This is a genomic window from Geodermatophilus africanus, assembly GCF_900107105.1.
Lineage (GTDB): Bacteria > Actinomycetota > Actinomycetes > Mycobacteriales > Geodermatophilaceae > Geodermatophilus > Geodermatophilus africanus.
Genome location: NZ_FNOT01000004.1, coordinates 163,424 through 180,483, shown reverse-complemented (window position 1 = coordinate 180,483; position 17,060 = coordinate 163,424). Strand labels below are relative to the sequence as shown.

At 65.2% G+C, this 17,060-nt stretch carries 10 protein-coding genes; 5 read left to right on the top strand and 5 right to left on the bottom strand.

Going from position 1 to position 17,060, the window contains the following annotated elements; all coding sequences use genetic code 11:
- Positions 1-537 precede the first annotated feature (537 nt).
- Positions 538-1,710 (bottom strand): glycosyltransferase, encoded by a 1,173-nt coding sequence (locus tag BLW63_RS08610; RefSeq protein ID WP_091153762.1) that lies wholly within the window; start codon positions 1,708-1,710, stop codon positions 538-540.
- On the opposite strand from BLW63_RS08610, the gene fxsT reads away from it, so the two are divergent.
- The 5 genes from fxsT (at position 1,709) to BLW63_RS08585 (ending at position 11,654) form a co-directional block, all read left to right on the top strand.
- Complete coding sequence (fxsT, locus tag BLW63_RS08605) at positions 1,709-4,093, top strand: FxSxx-COOH system tetratricopeptide repeat protein (RefSeq protein ID WP_091153759.1); 2,385 nt, start codon at positions 1,709-1,711, stop codon at positions 4,091-4,093. The two genes, BLW63_RS08610 and fxsT, sit on opposite strands and share 2 nt — an antisense overlap.
- A gap of 892 nt (positions 4,094-4,985) precedes the next feature.
- Positions 4,986-6,221 carry a type I-G CRISPR-associated RAMP protein Csb1/Cas7g gene (gene cas7g / locus BLW63_RS08600; protein WP_091153755.1) on the top strand — a complete coding sequence of 412 codons (1,236 nt, stop codon included), beginning with the start codon at positions 4,986-4,988 and terminating at the stop codon, positions 6,219-6,221.
- A complete protein-coding gene (csb2, locus tag BLW63_RS08595; protein ID WP_091153750.1) occupies positions 6,218-7,753 on the top strand; it encodes a type I-G CRISPR-associated protein Csb2 in 1,536 nt (511 codons plus the stop codon). The genes cas7g and csb2 overlap by 4 nt, the downstream gene beginning before the upstream one ends.
- On the top strand, positions 7,747-10,590 hold the full coding sequence (gene cas3g, locus BLW63_RS08590) for a type I-G CRISPR-associated helicase/endonuclease Cas3g (protein WP_091153746.1): 2,844 nt from the start codon (positions 7,747-7,749) through the stop codon (positions 10,588-10,590). The genes csb2 and cas3g overlap by 7 nt, the downstream gene beginning before the upstream one ends.
- On the top strand, positions 10,587-11,654 hold the full coding sequence (locus BLW63_RS08585; RefSeq protein WP_091153743.1) for a hypothetical protein: 1,068 nt from the start codon (positions 10,587-10,589) through the stop codon (positions 11,652-11,654). Before cas3g ends, BLW63_RS08585 begins: the two co-directional genes overlap by 4 nt.
- 1,939 nt (positions 11,655-13,593) lie before the next feature.
- Here the strand turns inward: BLW63_RS08585 and BLW63_RS08580 are convergent.
- The 4 genes from BLW63_RS08580 to BLW63_RS08565 all read right to left on the bottom strand — a co-directional run bounded on the left by BLW63_RS08580 (position 13,594) and on the right by BLW63_RS08565 (position 16,451).
- On the bottom strand, positions 13,594-14,553 hold the full coding sequence (locus BLW63_RS08580) for a helicase-related protein (RefSeq protein ID WP_091153740.1): 960 nt from the start codon (positions 14,551-14,553) through the stop codon (positions 13,594-13,596).
- A 29-nt stretch (positions 14,554-14,582) separates the two neighbouring features.
- On the bottom strand, positions 14,583-14,870 hold the full coding sequence (locus tag BLW63_RS08575) for a DEAD/DEAH box helicase family protein (protein WP_091153736.1): 288 nt from the start codon (positions 14,868-14,870) through the stop codon (positions 14,583-14,585).
- 406 nt (positions 14,871-15,276) lie between these two features.
- A complete protein-coding gene (locus BLW63_RS08570) occupies positions 15,277-16,266 on the bottom strand; it encodes an AAA family ATPase (protein WP_170856704.1) in 990 nt (329 codons plus the stop codon).
- Positions 16,263-16,451 (bottom strand): helix-turn-helix transcriptional regulator, encoded by a 189-nt coding sequence (locus BLW63_RS08565; RefSeq protein ID WP_091154788.1) that lies wholly within the window; start codon positions 16,449-16,451, stop codon positions 16,263-16,265. The genes BLW63_RS08570 and BLW63_RS08565 overlap by 4 nt, the downstream gene beginning before the upstream one ends.
- Positions 16,452-17,060 lie beyond the last annotated feature (609 nt).

Below are 17,060 nucleotides of genomic sequence, written 5' to 3'. Positions count from 1 at the left end.
TTTGGACGCCGCAAGTTCACTAGGCAGGGATTCGTCCCTCGCGCAGCCCCGACCGACCACACGTGAAGCCCCGGCCGACCACACGTGCCCCCGGCAGGGACGGGTACAAGACCATAAGGGAAGAAGTAGAGGAAGGCTACAAGTGCGCCGCCATGGGGGTCCGTCGGGGCAGTGGACCGCGTCCCCCAGGCGGTAGTCATCAGCGCTCCGCCCACCATGGTGGCACCACGACGAGGCTTCGCCGAGGCACGCACCCTCGCCGGATAGCGTAGGGGAGCGCCTCGCCCGCGTCGGTCGACCCGTGCCCCTGAGGGCGGCCTAAGGGGCAGCGGTCGGCGTCGCCACTCTGCTGGCCGGCCTCTCGCACTGCGACTGCCTGAGCGCTGCAATCTGCAAGGCGATATTGGCGAGCTGCCATGAGTTAAAGCCAGACGTCGCACGCCCACCCTCGGTTCTGTCCATGGGTTGGAGTACGGCGTCGTCGGCACCATATGCGGCGTCTCCGACGCCCAAGCTCACGGCCACCCCGGACATCCGCTAAAGCCCTTTCAGGGCCCCGACAGCAGCAGCTGCCTGCCAGGGCATGGGCATGCCAGCGATCTCAGCCCGAATGCGTCGAGCCGCCCTTCGAAAGTTCTCCTCGCCTAAAACCTCCTCGGCCGCCGAACGTATGGCCTGCGAGGTCAGTTCCTCGGGGCGGACCGTCAAGCCTACCCCGGTCGCCTCGCATGACCGCGCGTTGGAAAAGTTGTCTGCCGCCATAGGCACACACACAACCGGCACTCCTTTTGCCAGAGCGCCTATCACCGTGCTCCAACCGCCGTGGCAAATTACCAAGGCCGCCTTTTCCGCCAGGTGTGAAAATGGCACATACGAATCAACATGGACGTGGGGCGGTTGCGTCCCCAATTCGTCCGGACTGCGCCCCGGGCCAACACTAACTGCAACGTCTGCCACCACTGAATGCAGACCCGCGACAATCGTCTCCAGTATGCCAGCACGATGGTTCATCACAGTACCTAGACTGACGTAAACCACCGGCCGCTCGCTTGCTCCCCACCTCCACACAGGCACAGTCGCCCCAGGAGAGACTTCGTCGGGGGCAATCGGACGTATCCCGTGCGACAACGTGGGATACGGGCGGCGCGTCGGCAGTTGAAGCGATGGAGGACACGGATCAATGTACAAGTCCCTGTCGCCCAATGATAGATTCTGCCTTCGCAGATGCACCGCGTCGCATAAATCTTCCAGCTCTCCTCCTCCAATGTCATAGATATCTTCATTATTGCGCCACTGCCCAATGCCATGGAGCACGCAGGGGATTTTCAACACCCGGGCAGCAAGGAGCCCGCCGAACTCCCACACCTCACGCATGATGATGTCAGGCAACCAGTTCTCGGCCATGTCTAGGATGTCCTTCATCATCGCCCGCGCATGGACGCCGCAGAAGATGTGGCTCATGACGTAGCGCTGGGCTGCGGCATCGACCGAAGCTCCGATTTCCGGGAAGGTTCTTCGCACTAACGGCTCCGACGCTAGCCAATCTGGACCCGCACTTATCCCCACTAGACCGGCCGCGCTAATGTACGACTGAAAACTCGCGGATGCCGCGACAAGCACCTCGTGCCCCGCTAGGACGAGGGCTCGGGCAATCGGAACCAACGGATGAAAGTGCCCGACAGCCGGAAGTGTCGTTATCAGCACCCGCATGTCAGCCCCCAGACGTATCGCCGTGCCAGCGGCAGTCAAGACTGCTAAGGGCGTCAGCCGTGGTGGCGGCCGGATAAGCAAAGGACCAATCGAGACCAGCAGACATGATAGCCTAGCTCAGTCACAGCGAACTTGGCCGCCTAACCGTCGGAGCATGATGGCGAGGAAGAGAGCCAGAGTAGCCGCAACGGTGATGGTGGGCGTTCTCGTACTGTTCATCGGCAGCCTCGCTTTCAATGCAGCCTCAAGCGCGACCAGGTGGCCCGGACCGCTGGACTTAGTCCGCCGCTATCCGTGGATAACTCTACTCGCACTGCTGCCACTGGCATTCTTCGCCATGTGGCCGGGTAGGCCAGATGACGACGCGTCGAAGCAACATGATCAAGGGCCGACGGAACTCCAACGCGAGCGGAGAGAGACCCAGGCCTTTCAGTTGCCGGCCCGGAACCCACGCTTTACCGGGCGGAACCGCGAATTGGGACAGCTTCGGAGGCGCTTAACTGATCCGCGGGCTCACACAGTGCAGGCTATACACGGGATGGCGGGAGTCGGGAAGACTGAACTAGCAGTTGAGTACGCTTATCGATATTTGCACGAGTACAAGCTGGTTGGTGTGCTGGACGCTGAACGGGGGGCTCTTATCCCGGTACAGTTCCAAACATTGGCTGCTGAGCTCGGCCGACCGGATGTTGCACCTCAAAGGGCCGCCGACGTCGTATACGGACTGCTCGCCGAAAAGCTGCCCTGGCTTCTCATCTTTGACAATGCCGAGCGGCCTGCGGACGTAGTTGGTTTCCTCCCCACTGGCTCTGCAGCCGAGAATGGCCACGTGATTGTTACAACTCGCCGTGGTGGCTGGGCATCTCGTGGGGGAACAATGAGCGTGGACGTCTTCAGTCGTCAGGAGTCGATTGCGCTGTTGACGGACCGGATTCCGGATATGACAGCGCGTACTTCCGACCGAATAGGCGATGTCCTCGGCGACTTACCTTTGGCCGTCAGCCAGGCCGCCGCCTATCTGGACTACTCCAACACTCCGCCAGAAGCCTACTTGGAGCTCATCTCGACGAAGCTTGACGCTATGCTCGAGCTTGGTTTAGCTCACGGTGCGCAGCACGTTGTGTCGACACTGTGGACCGTGGCTCGGAACCGTCTGATTGATGAACAACCGACCATTCAACTCTTGGAGCTATGTTCGGTGCTAGCACCCGAACCGATTCCGCTTGACCTTTTCATCGGACGGGTCGCACTCTTAAAGGAGCCCCTTCGGGGGACCGTCTCTGATCCAATCCTGTGGGTTAATGCGGTCGGAAGGCTCGCGGACCTCAGCTTGATCCGTCGAGAGGGGAGCCAGATTGTAGAGCACCGCCTGACCCAGTCAGCCGTACGGGCCGCCATGCCCTTGCACGTCAGAAATCAGAATGAGCAGTTGGCCCTGAGACTACTCACCGCTCACCTTCCCCAGGATATTGAGTCTGACCCTGAAGTAGGGACGCTTTGGGCTCAACTACTTCCTCATGTGCTAACTGTTACCCAGACCGGACCTTCCGCCGAAACGGCGGCAGACGTTGGACAATTGCTGCAACTGGCGGCCAGGTACTTCCGCCAGCTGGGCAACCTCACCGCCGCGCTCCCCTTGGCGGAGCGTGCGGTGGCCATTCATCAGGCGCAGTGCGGGCTTGACCACCCGTCCGTAGGCGATGACTTGAATACTCTTGCCCGGATTGTCCGCGATCTCGGGGACGCTGTAGGCGCGCTGCCTTTAGCAACCCGGGCTCTCACTATCCATATAGCGGCGCATGGTATCAACCATCCATGGGTGGCAAACGACCTTATCACCCTCTCGCAGATCCATTTGACCATGGGCAACCATATTTCGGCACTCTGGCTTGCCTATCGAGCCTCAATCATCCACGAAGCAATGTGCGGACCTGAGCACCCATGGGTGGGCAACGACCTGAATATTCTTGCCCGTATCTTGCGAGAGTCCGGAAATCCACGTGAGGCACTCGAGACTGCCGAGCGCTCATTGTTTATCCATGAGGCAACCTACGGGCGGGATCACCCGTACGTAGGCATCGACTTGACCATTCTAGCGGGAATCCACCACGACCTAGGACACACGACAGAGGCGCTATCGATGGCTGAGCGGGCTCTCACGTTGGACGAGAGGACTTACGGCGCTGATCATGTCTGGATCGTCAACGATTTAACCATCCTGGCCCAACTTCACCGAGAGCTAGGCGATGCAAGGCAGGCCGCGACACTGGCTCGCCGTGCGCTCGATGTTCTTTCGTCATCCGGTGGACCATACGATCGACAGGTAGCGAGCGCGAAGTTCTTGTTGCAGACCTTGGCTGCTTGCGGGCAGGAAAATGCTTAGGCGCAGTCCAAGAGACTTTGCCCCGCGGCGCAACGGAAGACCAGGGGATCAAGCGAAGGTGCCTAATGGCCGACCGACGCAGGCTGAGTGGGCCGCTCAGACACCAGGATGGCTGACTTCAACGGCGGCCTTAGGGACGGCGCAGCGTATCGTCGCCCGGCCGTATGAACGGCCCTGTAACAAGCCAGATAAGGACAATTTCCAGTAGGCCACCGAGGACCAAGCGGAGGAGGAACCGGGCTAGGTCAAAGGGTGGATCGCGAAGCTCATCGACAAAGCTTCCAATAAGGACCCAGGCGGTGAGCCCGGCGAGGATACACCGACGCTCCCGGACGCTGAAGCCAGGGATTTCCGCCTCCTCACACCTTCATAATCATTCAGCGACGTGGGCCGCCAGCCGGGGACTGACCGCGTGACCCTTAGTGGGCCGTGCAGGGACAGCGGGCGCCTTCAGGGGGAGCCGGCCAGCGCGAGTGCGTCGCAGCGCAGCCGGTGGATCGCCTCGTCGTGCTCCGGGCGCGAGCGCGGCGAGCTGCCCGCCAGTGAGCCGGTTCTCCAAGCCCAAGACCGCCATGCCTTCCCTTGGGTGCTGGTTGCTCTCGGGATGGGCTGGCCTCGGGTCAAGCCCATCGGCAAGAAGCCGTGGCAGATCGAGCCTACGTCGGGCGAGTGCCAGTCAAAGCCGGAGACGGCAGCAGTTACGTCACAGGCCTATTCGCAGACGGGTGTCATCGTCATTCACCGGGGTACTTCGCTTGCGCCTACTTGGTTGCCTACTTGGTTGCATGGTTACAGCGGTTTGGCGCCACATCCCGTGCGGCGGACCGGTGCCATCCGACGGGTGCCCCGTCCTCCCTGGTCCTGTCGTAGCCTGCCGTTACGGTCCCGCGCCGTGACGACCATCGACCTGGACCTGCTGCTCACCGCCTGCTCGACGGGTGGTCCCAGCTGTCTCTCCTCAACCACGCGTCTGCGTCCGGCCGGCGGACTGCACACCGCTGTCGCGCCAGCGAAGTATTTGCAAGGCAAGGGGAGCGACGCGAAGTCCGTCTACGTGTACGAGCGGCGGTTCCTTGGCGGGGAACCCCGCCACACCGTGCTGATCGACTCGAAGCAGTCGCAGCTCAACCGGCTCGAGGCTCAACTGGAGCAGGCGCGGGTAGACGGTCACTCGCTGCTGTCCCGAATACCGCATGTCCAGGTCACCTACCGGGACGGCCAGGACGTCCGGGGCTTCACTGACCTGACACTCCCGCACCGGGTCTTCGATGCCCACATCAGAGCCGGGACGGTGGACGGTGTCCCGACCACGCAAACCCCTACCTACCGGGCCGTTCGGGACGCCGGCCCAGCCAACGCCCGTGCACTACTCAACGTTAGCCCAGTGACACTGGTGCTGGGCGGCTGGGACGCCAGCCGGAAGTCGCGGCAGGCCCGATGGCGTAGCGCCCTTGTTGGAGAGATCGTCGGCTTCGTTCCGGGCGGCGGAGCAGGCGGGCACGGCGTCCCAGCGGAAGGTCGCCGGGGAGGTGCCCGCATTGACCCCGTCGGGATGCAGATGAGGGTGCCCGGGACGGCACTCGCGCAGATGGCGGAGGCGCAGCGGGACGAGCTCAGCACCAAGACCTACAACAAGATGGTTGAGCAGGGAAGAAAGGCGCAGGACGCCCCCGTTACTGCCGCGGAGCTCGGCTTCGGTGGCATACCCCCGGCTCTGTCTGCGCTTGGTGGCGTGGCCTGTGACCCGATCCTTCGCACCCACGTCCTCTCCTTCGCCGCCCTGCGACAAATGCGCTTCGGCGCCGGACCTAACGGCGACGCCGCCTGTCGGGCGCTCCTCGCGGCGCTCGCCTTGGACGGCCTCGCGCGTAGCGACGCCGAGCTGTACCTGCGGGCTAACTGCGACCTCGTCGAGGACGGAGCCGCCACCATGACCCTCGACCAGCGCGGCGGCGAGGCTCTTGTTCTAACCGCGCCGGACATCGCGGCCGCCGATGCACTGCTCGAAGCAGCTCTGCGGGAGGCGGAGCAGCAGGCCGGTGTGACCTGGTCAGGGGTGGCACTGTCCGTGACCGGCCATCCGGACGTCGTGCGGGGCGCTGTAGCGGAGGATGACGAGGCGTCGTGAGAGAGTTCGCGGTCATCGCCGAATTGCCGCTCGGTGCCTATCGGGCCCGCACGCCGGGCGGGCATCTTGACCCCGTGCCATCACCGGCGCGACTACATGCCGCGCTGCTCTGCGCGGCGGCGACCGGCACTCGCGCGATGACTGACGGCGACGAGCTGCGCCCTAACGATGATGATCTCGAGACGCTCAAGTGGCTAGAGCAGCACCCGCCGGACGGCGTGGCGGTGCCGAACACAGCTCAGGTGCGAACGACCGTCTACGGCTATCGGCGTGAAGGGACGCTGGTGAAGGAGGGTGGCCGTGGCCCCAAGGACAAGGTCGTCCCCCGGGACGTAGTCGGTCTCATCGCGGTTGATGGCGCCTTCGCATGGACCTGGGCGGACCGGCCGTCGCCCGCCATCCAGGAGAGCCTGGATGCCCTGTGCCGCGACGTCGCCCACCTCGGTACCGCCGATACCCCTGTGCGCATGCGGGTCGGCACGGCATACCCAACCCACCGTCGTGACCCAAACGCCGACCTGTTCATGACGGAGAAGGGTCTCGACGTCGACATCGCGGCGGACGGCCGTACCGAGGCGCTCATCGACGCATTTGCAGCCCGGCGCAGCACTCCAAGGATCGCGGCGGACAGGTTTTCCACCAGCGAGGTCCCCCGCTCGACGACCTACATCGACGCCGGCCGGCAAGCCGCCCGGTTCGTTAGCCTGTCCCGCGCCGAGGAACCAGAGGGGCCATGGTCCACGGTTCTGCTCGCCGGGTTCGGCGGAACACAAGATCGAGTCCGTCCCGCCGACCACGTCGGCTGGGCCATCGCCGTCCACCGGGCTCTCATCGCCATCGTCGGTGACGGAGCACCAGCAGTGCTCACCGGCACCTACCTCCCGGGTGTCCCACGGCCGGCCAACCGGGTGGCCATCCAGATTCTGACGCCGAATGCCGTCCGCGCCGCTGGCATCGCCCATCAGGGGGCAGTACTGGCTGTCCTGCTGCCGACCGGCGCGGACAGCACCGATCTGGCCACGGTCAGCGAGGCCTTCGGACGTCTGCCCTATGTCACCTGGGGCCGAGCGGTCCGCACTCTTACTCCGCTCCGCGCGCGGTCGGCGCGGACCTTCTGGCTGGACGGGCCGGCGGGACGCCGATTCGACGTTCGCCCGGCCGCCGTCCCCGACACCCGCCCGCTGGGCCGGGACTGGACGATTGCCGATGCCGTGGCGCTGTCCTTCGGTTTCGTGCTGCGCGACCGAGCAGAGCTGGTCGGTCAGGGACGCGGGGATACCCGTCACCGGGAAACGGCACGGCGGGTCCAAGCCGCGGGTCTCAAGGTGTACTCCGTCCAGCGCGTCATGGACGGCGACCTCTCCCGATATGCACATCGCATCGATCCGACCCGGGTGATCCAGCCCTATCGCGCCCAGCTCTCTCTTGGGGGTCTGCTCAACGAACGGTCCCTGGTCTGTATCGGCCAGAGCCGGCATCTGGGCGGTGGGCTCCTCGCCCCGTCAATGGATGGGAGTGATTCGGGGTGGTAGCGCGAACTGATTTCGGTGACTTCTTCGCCACCGTCCGGCCCGGACAGCGGCCATTCTCCTGGCAGGAGCGCCTCCTGGATTTCCTGCTGTCCGAAGGACGATGGCCGGACCGGATCGTGGCACCAACTAGTGCTGGCAAGACGGCCGTCGTCGATGTCCATGTCTTCGCCAACGCCCTTGCAGCAGCCGGGCAAGGCCCGCGGGTTCCTCGTCGACTTGTCCTGGTGGTCGACCGGCGATCGGTGGTGGACAGCCACCACGAGCACGCGCGACACGTGGCGGCACAGCTGGCCGGCGCCCAGGACGGGGTGCTTCGCGACGTAGCTACTATTCTGGAGAGCCTCCGACTTGAACTACGGGCCGCAGTCGACGTCCAACTTGACGCCACGCCGCTAGTCACCGCCCGCCTTCGAGGAGGCGCGCCGCCGCCTCGCGGCTGGCGCGACCTGCCGGAGATGTGCGCCGTCCTCACCGGCACGCCCGACATGATTGGCAGCCGACTGCTGCTGCAGGGCTATGGCTCCTCGTGGCGAGCATGGCCCCGGGAGGCCGGGCTGCTGGCTTTCGACACTGCATTGGTTGTCGACGAGGCACATCTTTCCCGCCAGTTCCTCGTAACGGCGCGTCGCGTCGCAGAGTTGGCAAGCCGCCCAGCCTCGACCGTGACGGGGGGCGTGCCGGTGCTGCAGGTCGTCGAGACCAGCGCAACACCGCAGCCCGGCATTGGCCGAGAGGTGGGTGTGGAAGAGGACGACCTCGACGATGCGGTACTCAACCGACGTCTGCGAAACCCCAAGCCGGTCGAACTCCTTCGCGTCCAAGACTGGCCTCTCGGATCGACGGCTCCATCGCTCCGACACGTCGCTGACGAGGTTCGTCGGGCTCGAGCAGACTTCGGCTCCACAGTGGGCTGTGTCGTAAACCGGGTGTCGACTGCAACTGCGGTAGCTCGGCTACTGCGGGACTCCGGGTTGACGGTGGAGCTGCTGGTGGGGCGGATGCGCCCGGCCGATGTCGACCACCTACGTCGTCGGCGACCCGGTCTGCTCAACACGGCAGGCAATGCTGACGTCGATGTGTTGGTCGCCACGCAGACGGTCGAGGTAGGCCTCGACCTGGACCTGTCCGCGCTGGTCACTGAGCTAGCGCCGGGTGCCGCCCTTGCTCAGCGCAGTGGCAGGGTTAACCGCAAGGGCGACCGGAGCGCAACGCGCGTGGTCGTGGCGGTGCCCGAGGGGGGCAAGATCCCCGACAAGGGAACGGAGCCCTACACGCCTAGTGACCTCTCCGCGGCGCTCACCTGGGTCCACCGGCTCGCCGAGCGTCCGGACGGGTTGGCCCCATGGTCACTGCGTGCCGAGGCGCCGCCCGGACAAGAATTGCGCCGCCTACTCCTCCGCCGGCTCGAGCTCGCTGACAGTTGGAACTGGGCACGTACCAGCATCGAGCCGTTCGCCCAGCCCGACCTGGACCTATGGCTTGCCGATGACCTGGCCGCCGACCGGGACGTCGGGCTGATCTGCCGAGCCGGCATGCCGGATGACCCGGTGCTGGCGTTGAGATTGCTGCGCCTGCTGCCACCGCGGGCGCACGAAGTCTTTCCGGTGCGGATCGGCACACTGCGTTCGCTGTTGCCCGACCTGCGCGCAGCGGCTGGGCCGCCGCTGCTCAAGCGCGGTGACGAGATCACGACACTTGCCGAGGGAGATGACCTACGGGTCGGGGACATCCTCGTGGTTGACGCCCGCGCGCCCGTCCACATCGAGGGGGTCGTGGTGGCCGGGGACACTCGTCAGCCCGCTATAGACGTGCTTGAACACGCGGCGGTCACAGCCGACGGCCAACTTCAGCCCATTCGTCCCGGGACTGTTGCGCTGCGGTGGGGAACCATCCGCTTGCCGCCTTACTCCGAGCGGACTGCGTCCCAAACGCCAGCAGAGGCGGCGTCGGCATTCGGAGAGCTCCCTGAGGCAGCCCGCGCCATCCTGCGCGAAGGGCCCTCGGGCATGGCGGGGCGCTGGTCCCGGGACCAGCGCCGGGCGCTGGCTGACCTTCTCATCAGGCCTTCGCCGAGCCGTGTCTCGTCTCCGGAGCGGGTGGCTGATCTGGAGGCCATGAGGAATGCGGCCATCGGCCTGCTGCGCCATGGGCGAGTTAAGGACACCGCCCTGCATGTGTTCTCGGACGCCGACGGCGAGCCCAGCCTGCTTGTCCTGACCGACCTGCGCCGAGCCGCCGTCGACGAAGACATCCGCCAGACCTGGACGCCCAACGACGACGCCGTGCCCCTCGATCAGCACGCCGACGCCGTCGCCGAGGCCGCGGGGGGACTGGGGCAGCACCTGGGCCTCGACGACCCGGAGATCCACGTGCTCCGTCTGGCGGGGCGGCACCACGACGACGGCAAGGCCGACCCGCGCTTTCAGGCCGTGCTCGGTCGCCGCGACGGCGATCCCCTGTTGGCCAAGAGCGCCACCCGCGGACCTTCTAGCGACGCCGCCGCCCGGTCGACTGCCGGGCTCCCACCGGGCTGGCGGCATGAACAACGCTCGGTGCTGGACGTCTGGCGCCAGGTACCGGACCCCGCCCGCAGGCTCGTGGCCCGGCTCGTTGGAACAACGCACGGACATGGCCGCGGCGGGTTCCCGCACAACGCCGCGACCCTTCTCGACATGACCAACGACGGCCTACCCGCCGATGCCAAAGAAATGTTTAACGAGGGCGAGTGGGAGCAGCTTGTGGAGGACACCGACGAGCAGCACGGCGTGTGGGCTATGGCCTATCTCGAGGCACTCCTTCGGGCGGCTGACGGCCGAGTCAGCGCGGCCGGCTCGTGACCGCCGAAGCGCAGACGGAACTTGCCCCGACCAAACATGACGTGCTGTTCACCCACGCGGTCCTGTGGGGCGCGGCTTCCATCGCGGCCACAGTCCACAAGGGAGTCCGGCTCGGATGGACCCGCGGACTATCGCCTACCGCCATTGTCTACGGCATTGCTCCGAATGAGCTTGCCGCAGCGGTTCGCCAACGGGCCTTGCGTTCGATCGAGCCGAGTCACTGGATCCAGACCGCACAGCCGCACGACCGGACCAGGGCCTTGTTCAGCCCGCGGATCAAGGCACTACCGGACGCCGCGGCGTGGACGGCGATGCGGCTGGTCCGTGAGGAGCAAGTCGACCGGCTGGCCGGGCAGCGGGCCACACTGGACCTGCGGCTACTTTCCGCGCTCGGGGAGCCGTCGTGGTGGCATCACAATCGCGGAAAGCCCCGACAGGACGATAGCGCCAGCCGTTTGGAGATGCAGCCCCGCAATCAGGGCAGCGAGTTCGTCGGCACCCTGCTGCGCAAACTCGCCGCTGCTGTTGCTGCCCGGTCCGAAGCAGAGGTGGCCGCTGGTTTGACCGGTGTGACGCGGACCGATGAGGCGGGCAAGGATGAGCCTGGCAGTCGTAGCGCCGGCAACCTACGGCCACCCGGCCCCACCGACAACGCGCTGGCTTGGGTGGCGATGTGGGGTCTAGCAAGCGTCCCTGTGGCCCACCAGATCCACACGCCGAGCCATACCGCGGCGTACCTAGCCTCATCAAGGAATACGCAGGTGCATGAGGATAGGAAGGCCGACCATGTCGTCGTCCCACTGTGGACCGATCGTTGGACGGTGGGCCGGCTCAGAGGTGTACTGGCCAGCCGGGCCCTGACCGGCAGGGGGCATGCAGCCCTGTTCGACAACGTTGGCTGCGCCAAGGCGCAGCATGATGAGGTGTGGCTGCTTCAACAGGGCGTCCGTGCGCTCGTTCTGTTGCCGGTCGGCACCTTCGGCTCTGGAAGCGCACCGGAACGGCGGGTCCTACCGGGCCGCGTCGCAAGGCTTGGGGTGACCCTGGGCCCGCCGTCGTCGTAGGTCCGCACAGGTAGTAGCGTGATGTACCTGCAGCTCCTTCTAAGGGACTGCCCTTCATTGAGGGCCGGGGTCGCCGGGGCGTTAGGTCGTGTTGATCCGACTATGGCCCTTGATTGGGCTGCCCTTGATCGAGGGATGGTGCAGCGCCTTAATGGCAATCTGGCGGGTCGACCCGCAGCCCTTCCGGGGGTCGCGCTTGATTGAGGCGGGTCGGCAATATCTCGCACCGTCATACCCGAGTCGGCACCGGCGGCTCGCTTCGAGCCGCCCTTCATTGAGGCTTGATGCGGTCTAGGAAATACGGATGATTGCGGAATCTGTAGACTTCCGCCGACCCGGCTCGGCCAAGGCTGTTCTTGGACGCAAGCTTCCTGCAACCCCGTCTGAGTCACCTTTGATTGAGGGCCGTAAACTGCCGAGTCGACGCCTCTGCGGGCAACTCTTGTAGCCCTTGTAGGGCTGCCCTTCATTGAGGACCGGTGACTAGAATGCAGCACCCACCGACGACCATGCTGTCTGCGTTCTACTCAGGCCGCTTTCATTAAGGAAGTTTAGCCCCTGTGCCAAATGTGCCTAGGAGTCGCTCCGTCAGGCCCTTCTCGGCCTCCTTCATTGAGGAAGTGTCTCGGATGGGGCTCATCAGCCTCCATCTGCGCATTCCCCGGAGGAACCATCACGGCGACGGCGGGGAAGTTACGTCGATTAGGTCCTGCAGTCCTCCAAGGCTGCTCTTCACGCGGGCATAACCGCATGCCGGAAAAGGGGCACTCGCTTCCGCGCAGTAGTCGCGATACGGCCCTTCATCGAGGTATGGGGATCCGATTGATCCAAACAACGCGGGTCACCCTGCGACCCCTCTCGGGATGCCCTTCGTTGAGTTTGGATGCGATCGAGGACATGTGGTTGACTGTGGGCGCCCGCAGTCCATGTGCCACCCTTCGTCGAGCTCCCTCCTAGGCTTCCGCAATGATTGATGCTTATTGAGGGATCACAGGGTTGGTGGAGTCGAAGGACATGATCGGCATTGCAGTCTCTTGGTCGCCCGTCACCCTGGGCTACCCTTCATTCAGGTATGAGATGGGCGATCGTGGCGATCGGATACATGAGCCCGCGGTGCTTACGGTACTGCCCTTCATTCAGGTCACGTGAAGTGAACAGTGTCGCCTGGGATTGCGACACTGCTCCTGTTCTCGTCGGAGTGCTTTATTGGGGAGATGTCGAACTTTAGTGAGATGTCCCCGTTGTCGACCTGTAGTCCATGACAACTGCCGTCTGCCTGTTAAGTAGTGACTGCAGTGCAGTGCGCCGAGGCGATTGCGGGCCTCCTGGAGCTTGCTGTTGTGGCCCGCCCTTCATTGAGGTCGCTCGATTGAATCTCGCTTCCCTCGCAGAAGTGGTGCTGCAGGCCCCTCGTGGGTCTACCCTTTATCAAGGATTGAACGCCGATCTACCCCAATATGGAGGCCCTTTCCCACGGCCTCCGATCCGGGGCCCACGTGGCCATCTCGAGGCACCGCAGGCACTCGCTGGCTGTCTGCATTGAGGAGTGTCGACCGCTGGCCCGCTACGCGACTCGACACGGACCGCTGCAGTTCACCTTGCGAGCTGCACTTCATTAAAGTCGCCTTGCCCGAGGTCCTGGTGGGGGGCGGCCGAACAGGCGCAAGCAGCGCCTGCAACAAATTGGCAAGAAAATGCGGCCTTATGTGGGCCCCGGCTCGGTGTGGTGTTGCAGAAATGGCACTGAGGCCTCCCGGCCTGTCTCGGCTCCTGGTGTTCGGCCTGCCTTCCGGGGTCGCCAGACTGTATTGCAGTGATGGGTGAATGGCGCCTCAAAAGTGCTCCTGGACAGGCGAGATCTACAGGATCTTGGCTGCCTCCGCCGCCTTGCGCTCGACCCGGCGGACGGCTGCGTGGTCGACTTCGGTGTCCGTGAGGATCAGTCATGGCACACCGTCGGGAAGGGGGACCCCTGCCGCACGATGCGCCCTTGTCTCTGTTCCAGCGCTGCGTGGTTGTCGGGCAGACCCAGGGACACGAGGATGCGGCAGAATTGAAGGTTCAGCCCTTGTTCCAGCACCGTGGACCCGATCAGCACACGTGTGTCGTGGCCGTCGCGGAACGCTGCGATGCTTTCCCCGCGTCCGCCTTGCTCGCTGGAACCGGTGATCTTCACGGTGGAGATCCCCATGTCGCCCAGGTACTGCTCCAGTGCGGCCAGCTCGTACAACGCCTCGCCGATGACGAGCACCTTGACCGTCGAGTCGTCCCGCAACCAGCCCCAGATGCGCCGAGCGGCCTCCTTTGCACCGGCCGAGTAGTGGACGTCGCCGCGGGCGATCTTCTCCTGCGCCTGGTGGCGGGCGATCGGGTCTTGGATGTGTTCGGTCGACTTCATCGCCCGCTGCCGCAGGGGCGACAGTGGCACGAAGGTGTACTCGACGAAGCACTGCGGCAGGTCGAGGTCGGCGAGGGCGTCCTCCCGGCGGAAGTAGTGCTGGCCCATGAACTCACTGAATTTCCCGACGGCCTCGGACCAGCCGTCCGCCTTGCGGGTCGTCCCGTACGTCCGGAACCGCACGTACCGGTCCTCGAAGGCCTGCCGGTCGGGGAGTCCGGGCAGGTGCAGGCAGGACACGATCAGGAACGTCTCGATCGGGTCGTTGGTGTACGGGGTCGCCGTGAACGCGTGCACTCGCGGGACGCCGGCGGCCAGTGCGTGGACGGTCCGCCAGGTGGCACCTCCACCCTTGAGGGCGGTCGCCTCATCCAGCACGAGGGCAAACCACGGGCGAGTCAGGTACTGACCGCGGCTGCGGACCTGGGCGTACGTCGTGACGAAGATGTGCGCCTCGGTGTCCGCCGCCGCCCGCCGGCGCTCGTCCGACTGTCCGGTCATCCGGGAGTCATTGGCAAGGTTGTGCACGATCAGCCCGGGAGGTAGCGGGCCAGATCAGCGGCGGTCTGCGCGGCCAGGTGGCGGCCCCGCGTGACGACCAAGGCCGGCCGGTCCCGCGGCAGGTTCCGCCAGTCGGCCAGGACGGCGAGGACGCCGCCTGCCTGCACCGTCTTCCCCGCGCCGGTCGGATCAGCACACAAGGTCTTCGGAGTGGTCGCCATGATGGCGATCCCCTCGGCCTGATGTGGCTTGAACCTTCCCCCGGCCAAGGTCCCGTAGTCGAAGGAGCGCAGGTTGTGGACGTCGAATTCTTGCACTGATGATTCCTTTGCTGGCGCGCCTTGTAGGGCGCGACTGATGAGGGCCGCCACGAGGCGGTCCCTGGCCGAAGGGAAGATTGCGACGGGCCCGAACCCGTCGGCTGCACGATGGATGTGCCCTGGCGAGCGCCGTCAGCGGGAGCCTGGGCCGAATGCGAAGTGGGGGCACGCCCTTGCGTGCCTCGCGATGGGTGGCCTGGGCTCCGTTGCCCGGGCCGACCAATGTCCTGGGCGGCTCTGTCGGCCGCCTGTGTTTCCATGTCTTCCCTGGTCTAAGCATGGTTGCCTTGGCCAGGGGTGACGTGTGTAGCCCCGCCCGGAAAGGGCGGGCTACTGGGGTGGATGGTTGGTAGTTAGTGGTTGGGTTGTTAAGGGGGTTCCAACCACCACCACCCCGGTTGGATCAGGCCCTCTCACCCAGGGTGAGCTTCCCATCCCTCCAGACAAGGCTTCCAGTGTTCTCCATGAACTTCGCCAGCTCCAATCCTTCCCCCGGCGTGGTGATTCGATGAACCTTTCCGATCAAGAACTTCCCTATGCCCCTTCGGGAATTGCCCTCCTGGGGCAAGGATCGAAGCGCGGCGAGCGCTTCCCGCTCCTGGGCGGCCCGGTCGGCACGTTTTTGATGTGGCTGCTTGGGCTTCTTCTCCTTCGGGGTCGAGACGATGGCCTCGCCGATCCCGACGACGCGCCCGTCCTGTCGCCAGACCGGATACACGGTCTTGGGCACGGTGTTGCCGTGGACGGTCATGGAATCCGCGGTCAGGGCGATGGCATGTCGGGCCTTGGCCAGGATCGAGTGGGCGCCGGCCGGGGTCTTTCCACCGTTCTTGGGCGTGTGGTGCACGAGCAGTACGGCGATGCCCCGGTCGATGAGGTGGTCCAGGCGGGAGAGGGCCACGCCGATCTCGGCGTTCTTGTTGACGTCCTTGCCGGGGGCGTAGGAGTACAGGTTGTCGAGGACGACCAGTCGCACACCCGAGCCCTCGCAGCGAGCGGCGAGATCCGCCCACTGTGCAGCGTCGTCCGGTCCCGGCGGGCGGGTGACGCCTACGGATTCGGTGTCCGTGTCGCCGAAGCGGCGGGCGTACTCCAAGACGTCTCCGGGGTCGGAGGCCAGGATCAACGCCCTGCCCGGGCCACCGTTGGTCCGGTGCCCCATCCAGTCTCGCCCCTGGGCCACCGCCGTGGTCAGGGAGACGACCAGGTAGCTCTTGCCAATCTCGCTCTCGCCGTACAACAGGGTCAGGCCGGAGTGCAGGATCCCGTCGATCAGGAACGGGTCGCGGTCGCCTTCCTCGGCCAGCACCTCGGCGGGCGTGCGGACGCCGTAGGCGGCCAGCGATGCCCAGGGCCGGTCGGCTGCTGCGGGCAGGGGGAGAATTGAGGTCACCACCGCGCCGCCTCCTGTGCCTGCGTCTCGAGCCAGGCATCCACGTCGGTCCGCCGATGGCGCAGGTGCTTGCCCACCCTGTAGCGCCTGGGGCCGAGTCCGCGAGTGGACCACGCATACAACGTCGCCTTGGGAACTCCGAGGTATTCCGCCACGTCGTTGACGGTGAGCATCTTGTCGTTCATCAATGCCATTCCAGAGTGGTGTTCATCTCGCCTTCGACTGGCCACGAATGGGACCGTACGGCACCGGAACGGCTACGGCCAGTGACCTCCCATGACTCTGACCGAGGGGCTCGTCGAGTTGCTGGGTATGCGGGCGGCGGGCTGTCGCTCGTGCTCAGAACGTGCGGAACGCGCTGCTCGCAAGGGGTATGAGGTGGCGATGAGGGCCGTCCGGGGCCGTGGATCGGCGGGCTGCGGAGACTGCACGGTAATTACCAAGAGTCGCCTGGTGGGCCTCCGATAGTCAGGGGCCCGGGAGGGGGTGTCAGGCCGCTCAGCAAATTTGGGTGCGGGTGGAATGGTGCCTCTCGGTCGCTATTGACGCAGACCAGCAAGGCGCTCAAGATTTCTTGTGACTTCGGTCATGGCTGGCTGCTTGCAGCATTCTCTGGAGTCAGCGAAGATCCGGTCCTGGCACGCGGCTGCCCCAGTCCGGGCGACGGGGCTCAGGTCCACCCCTCGCTCGACGCCACCAGATGCCTGGGCGCGGCACGGCGGTTCCGCTGTCCTGCATCCCGGCGGTGGGCTGCGTCTGGCGCCGCCCAATCTCTGTGGGCGGCTCGATGGGAC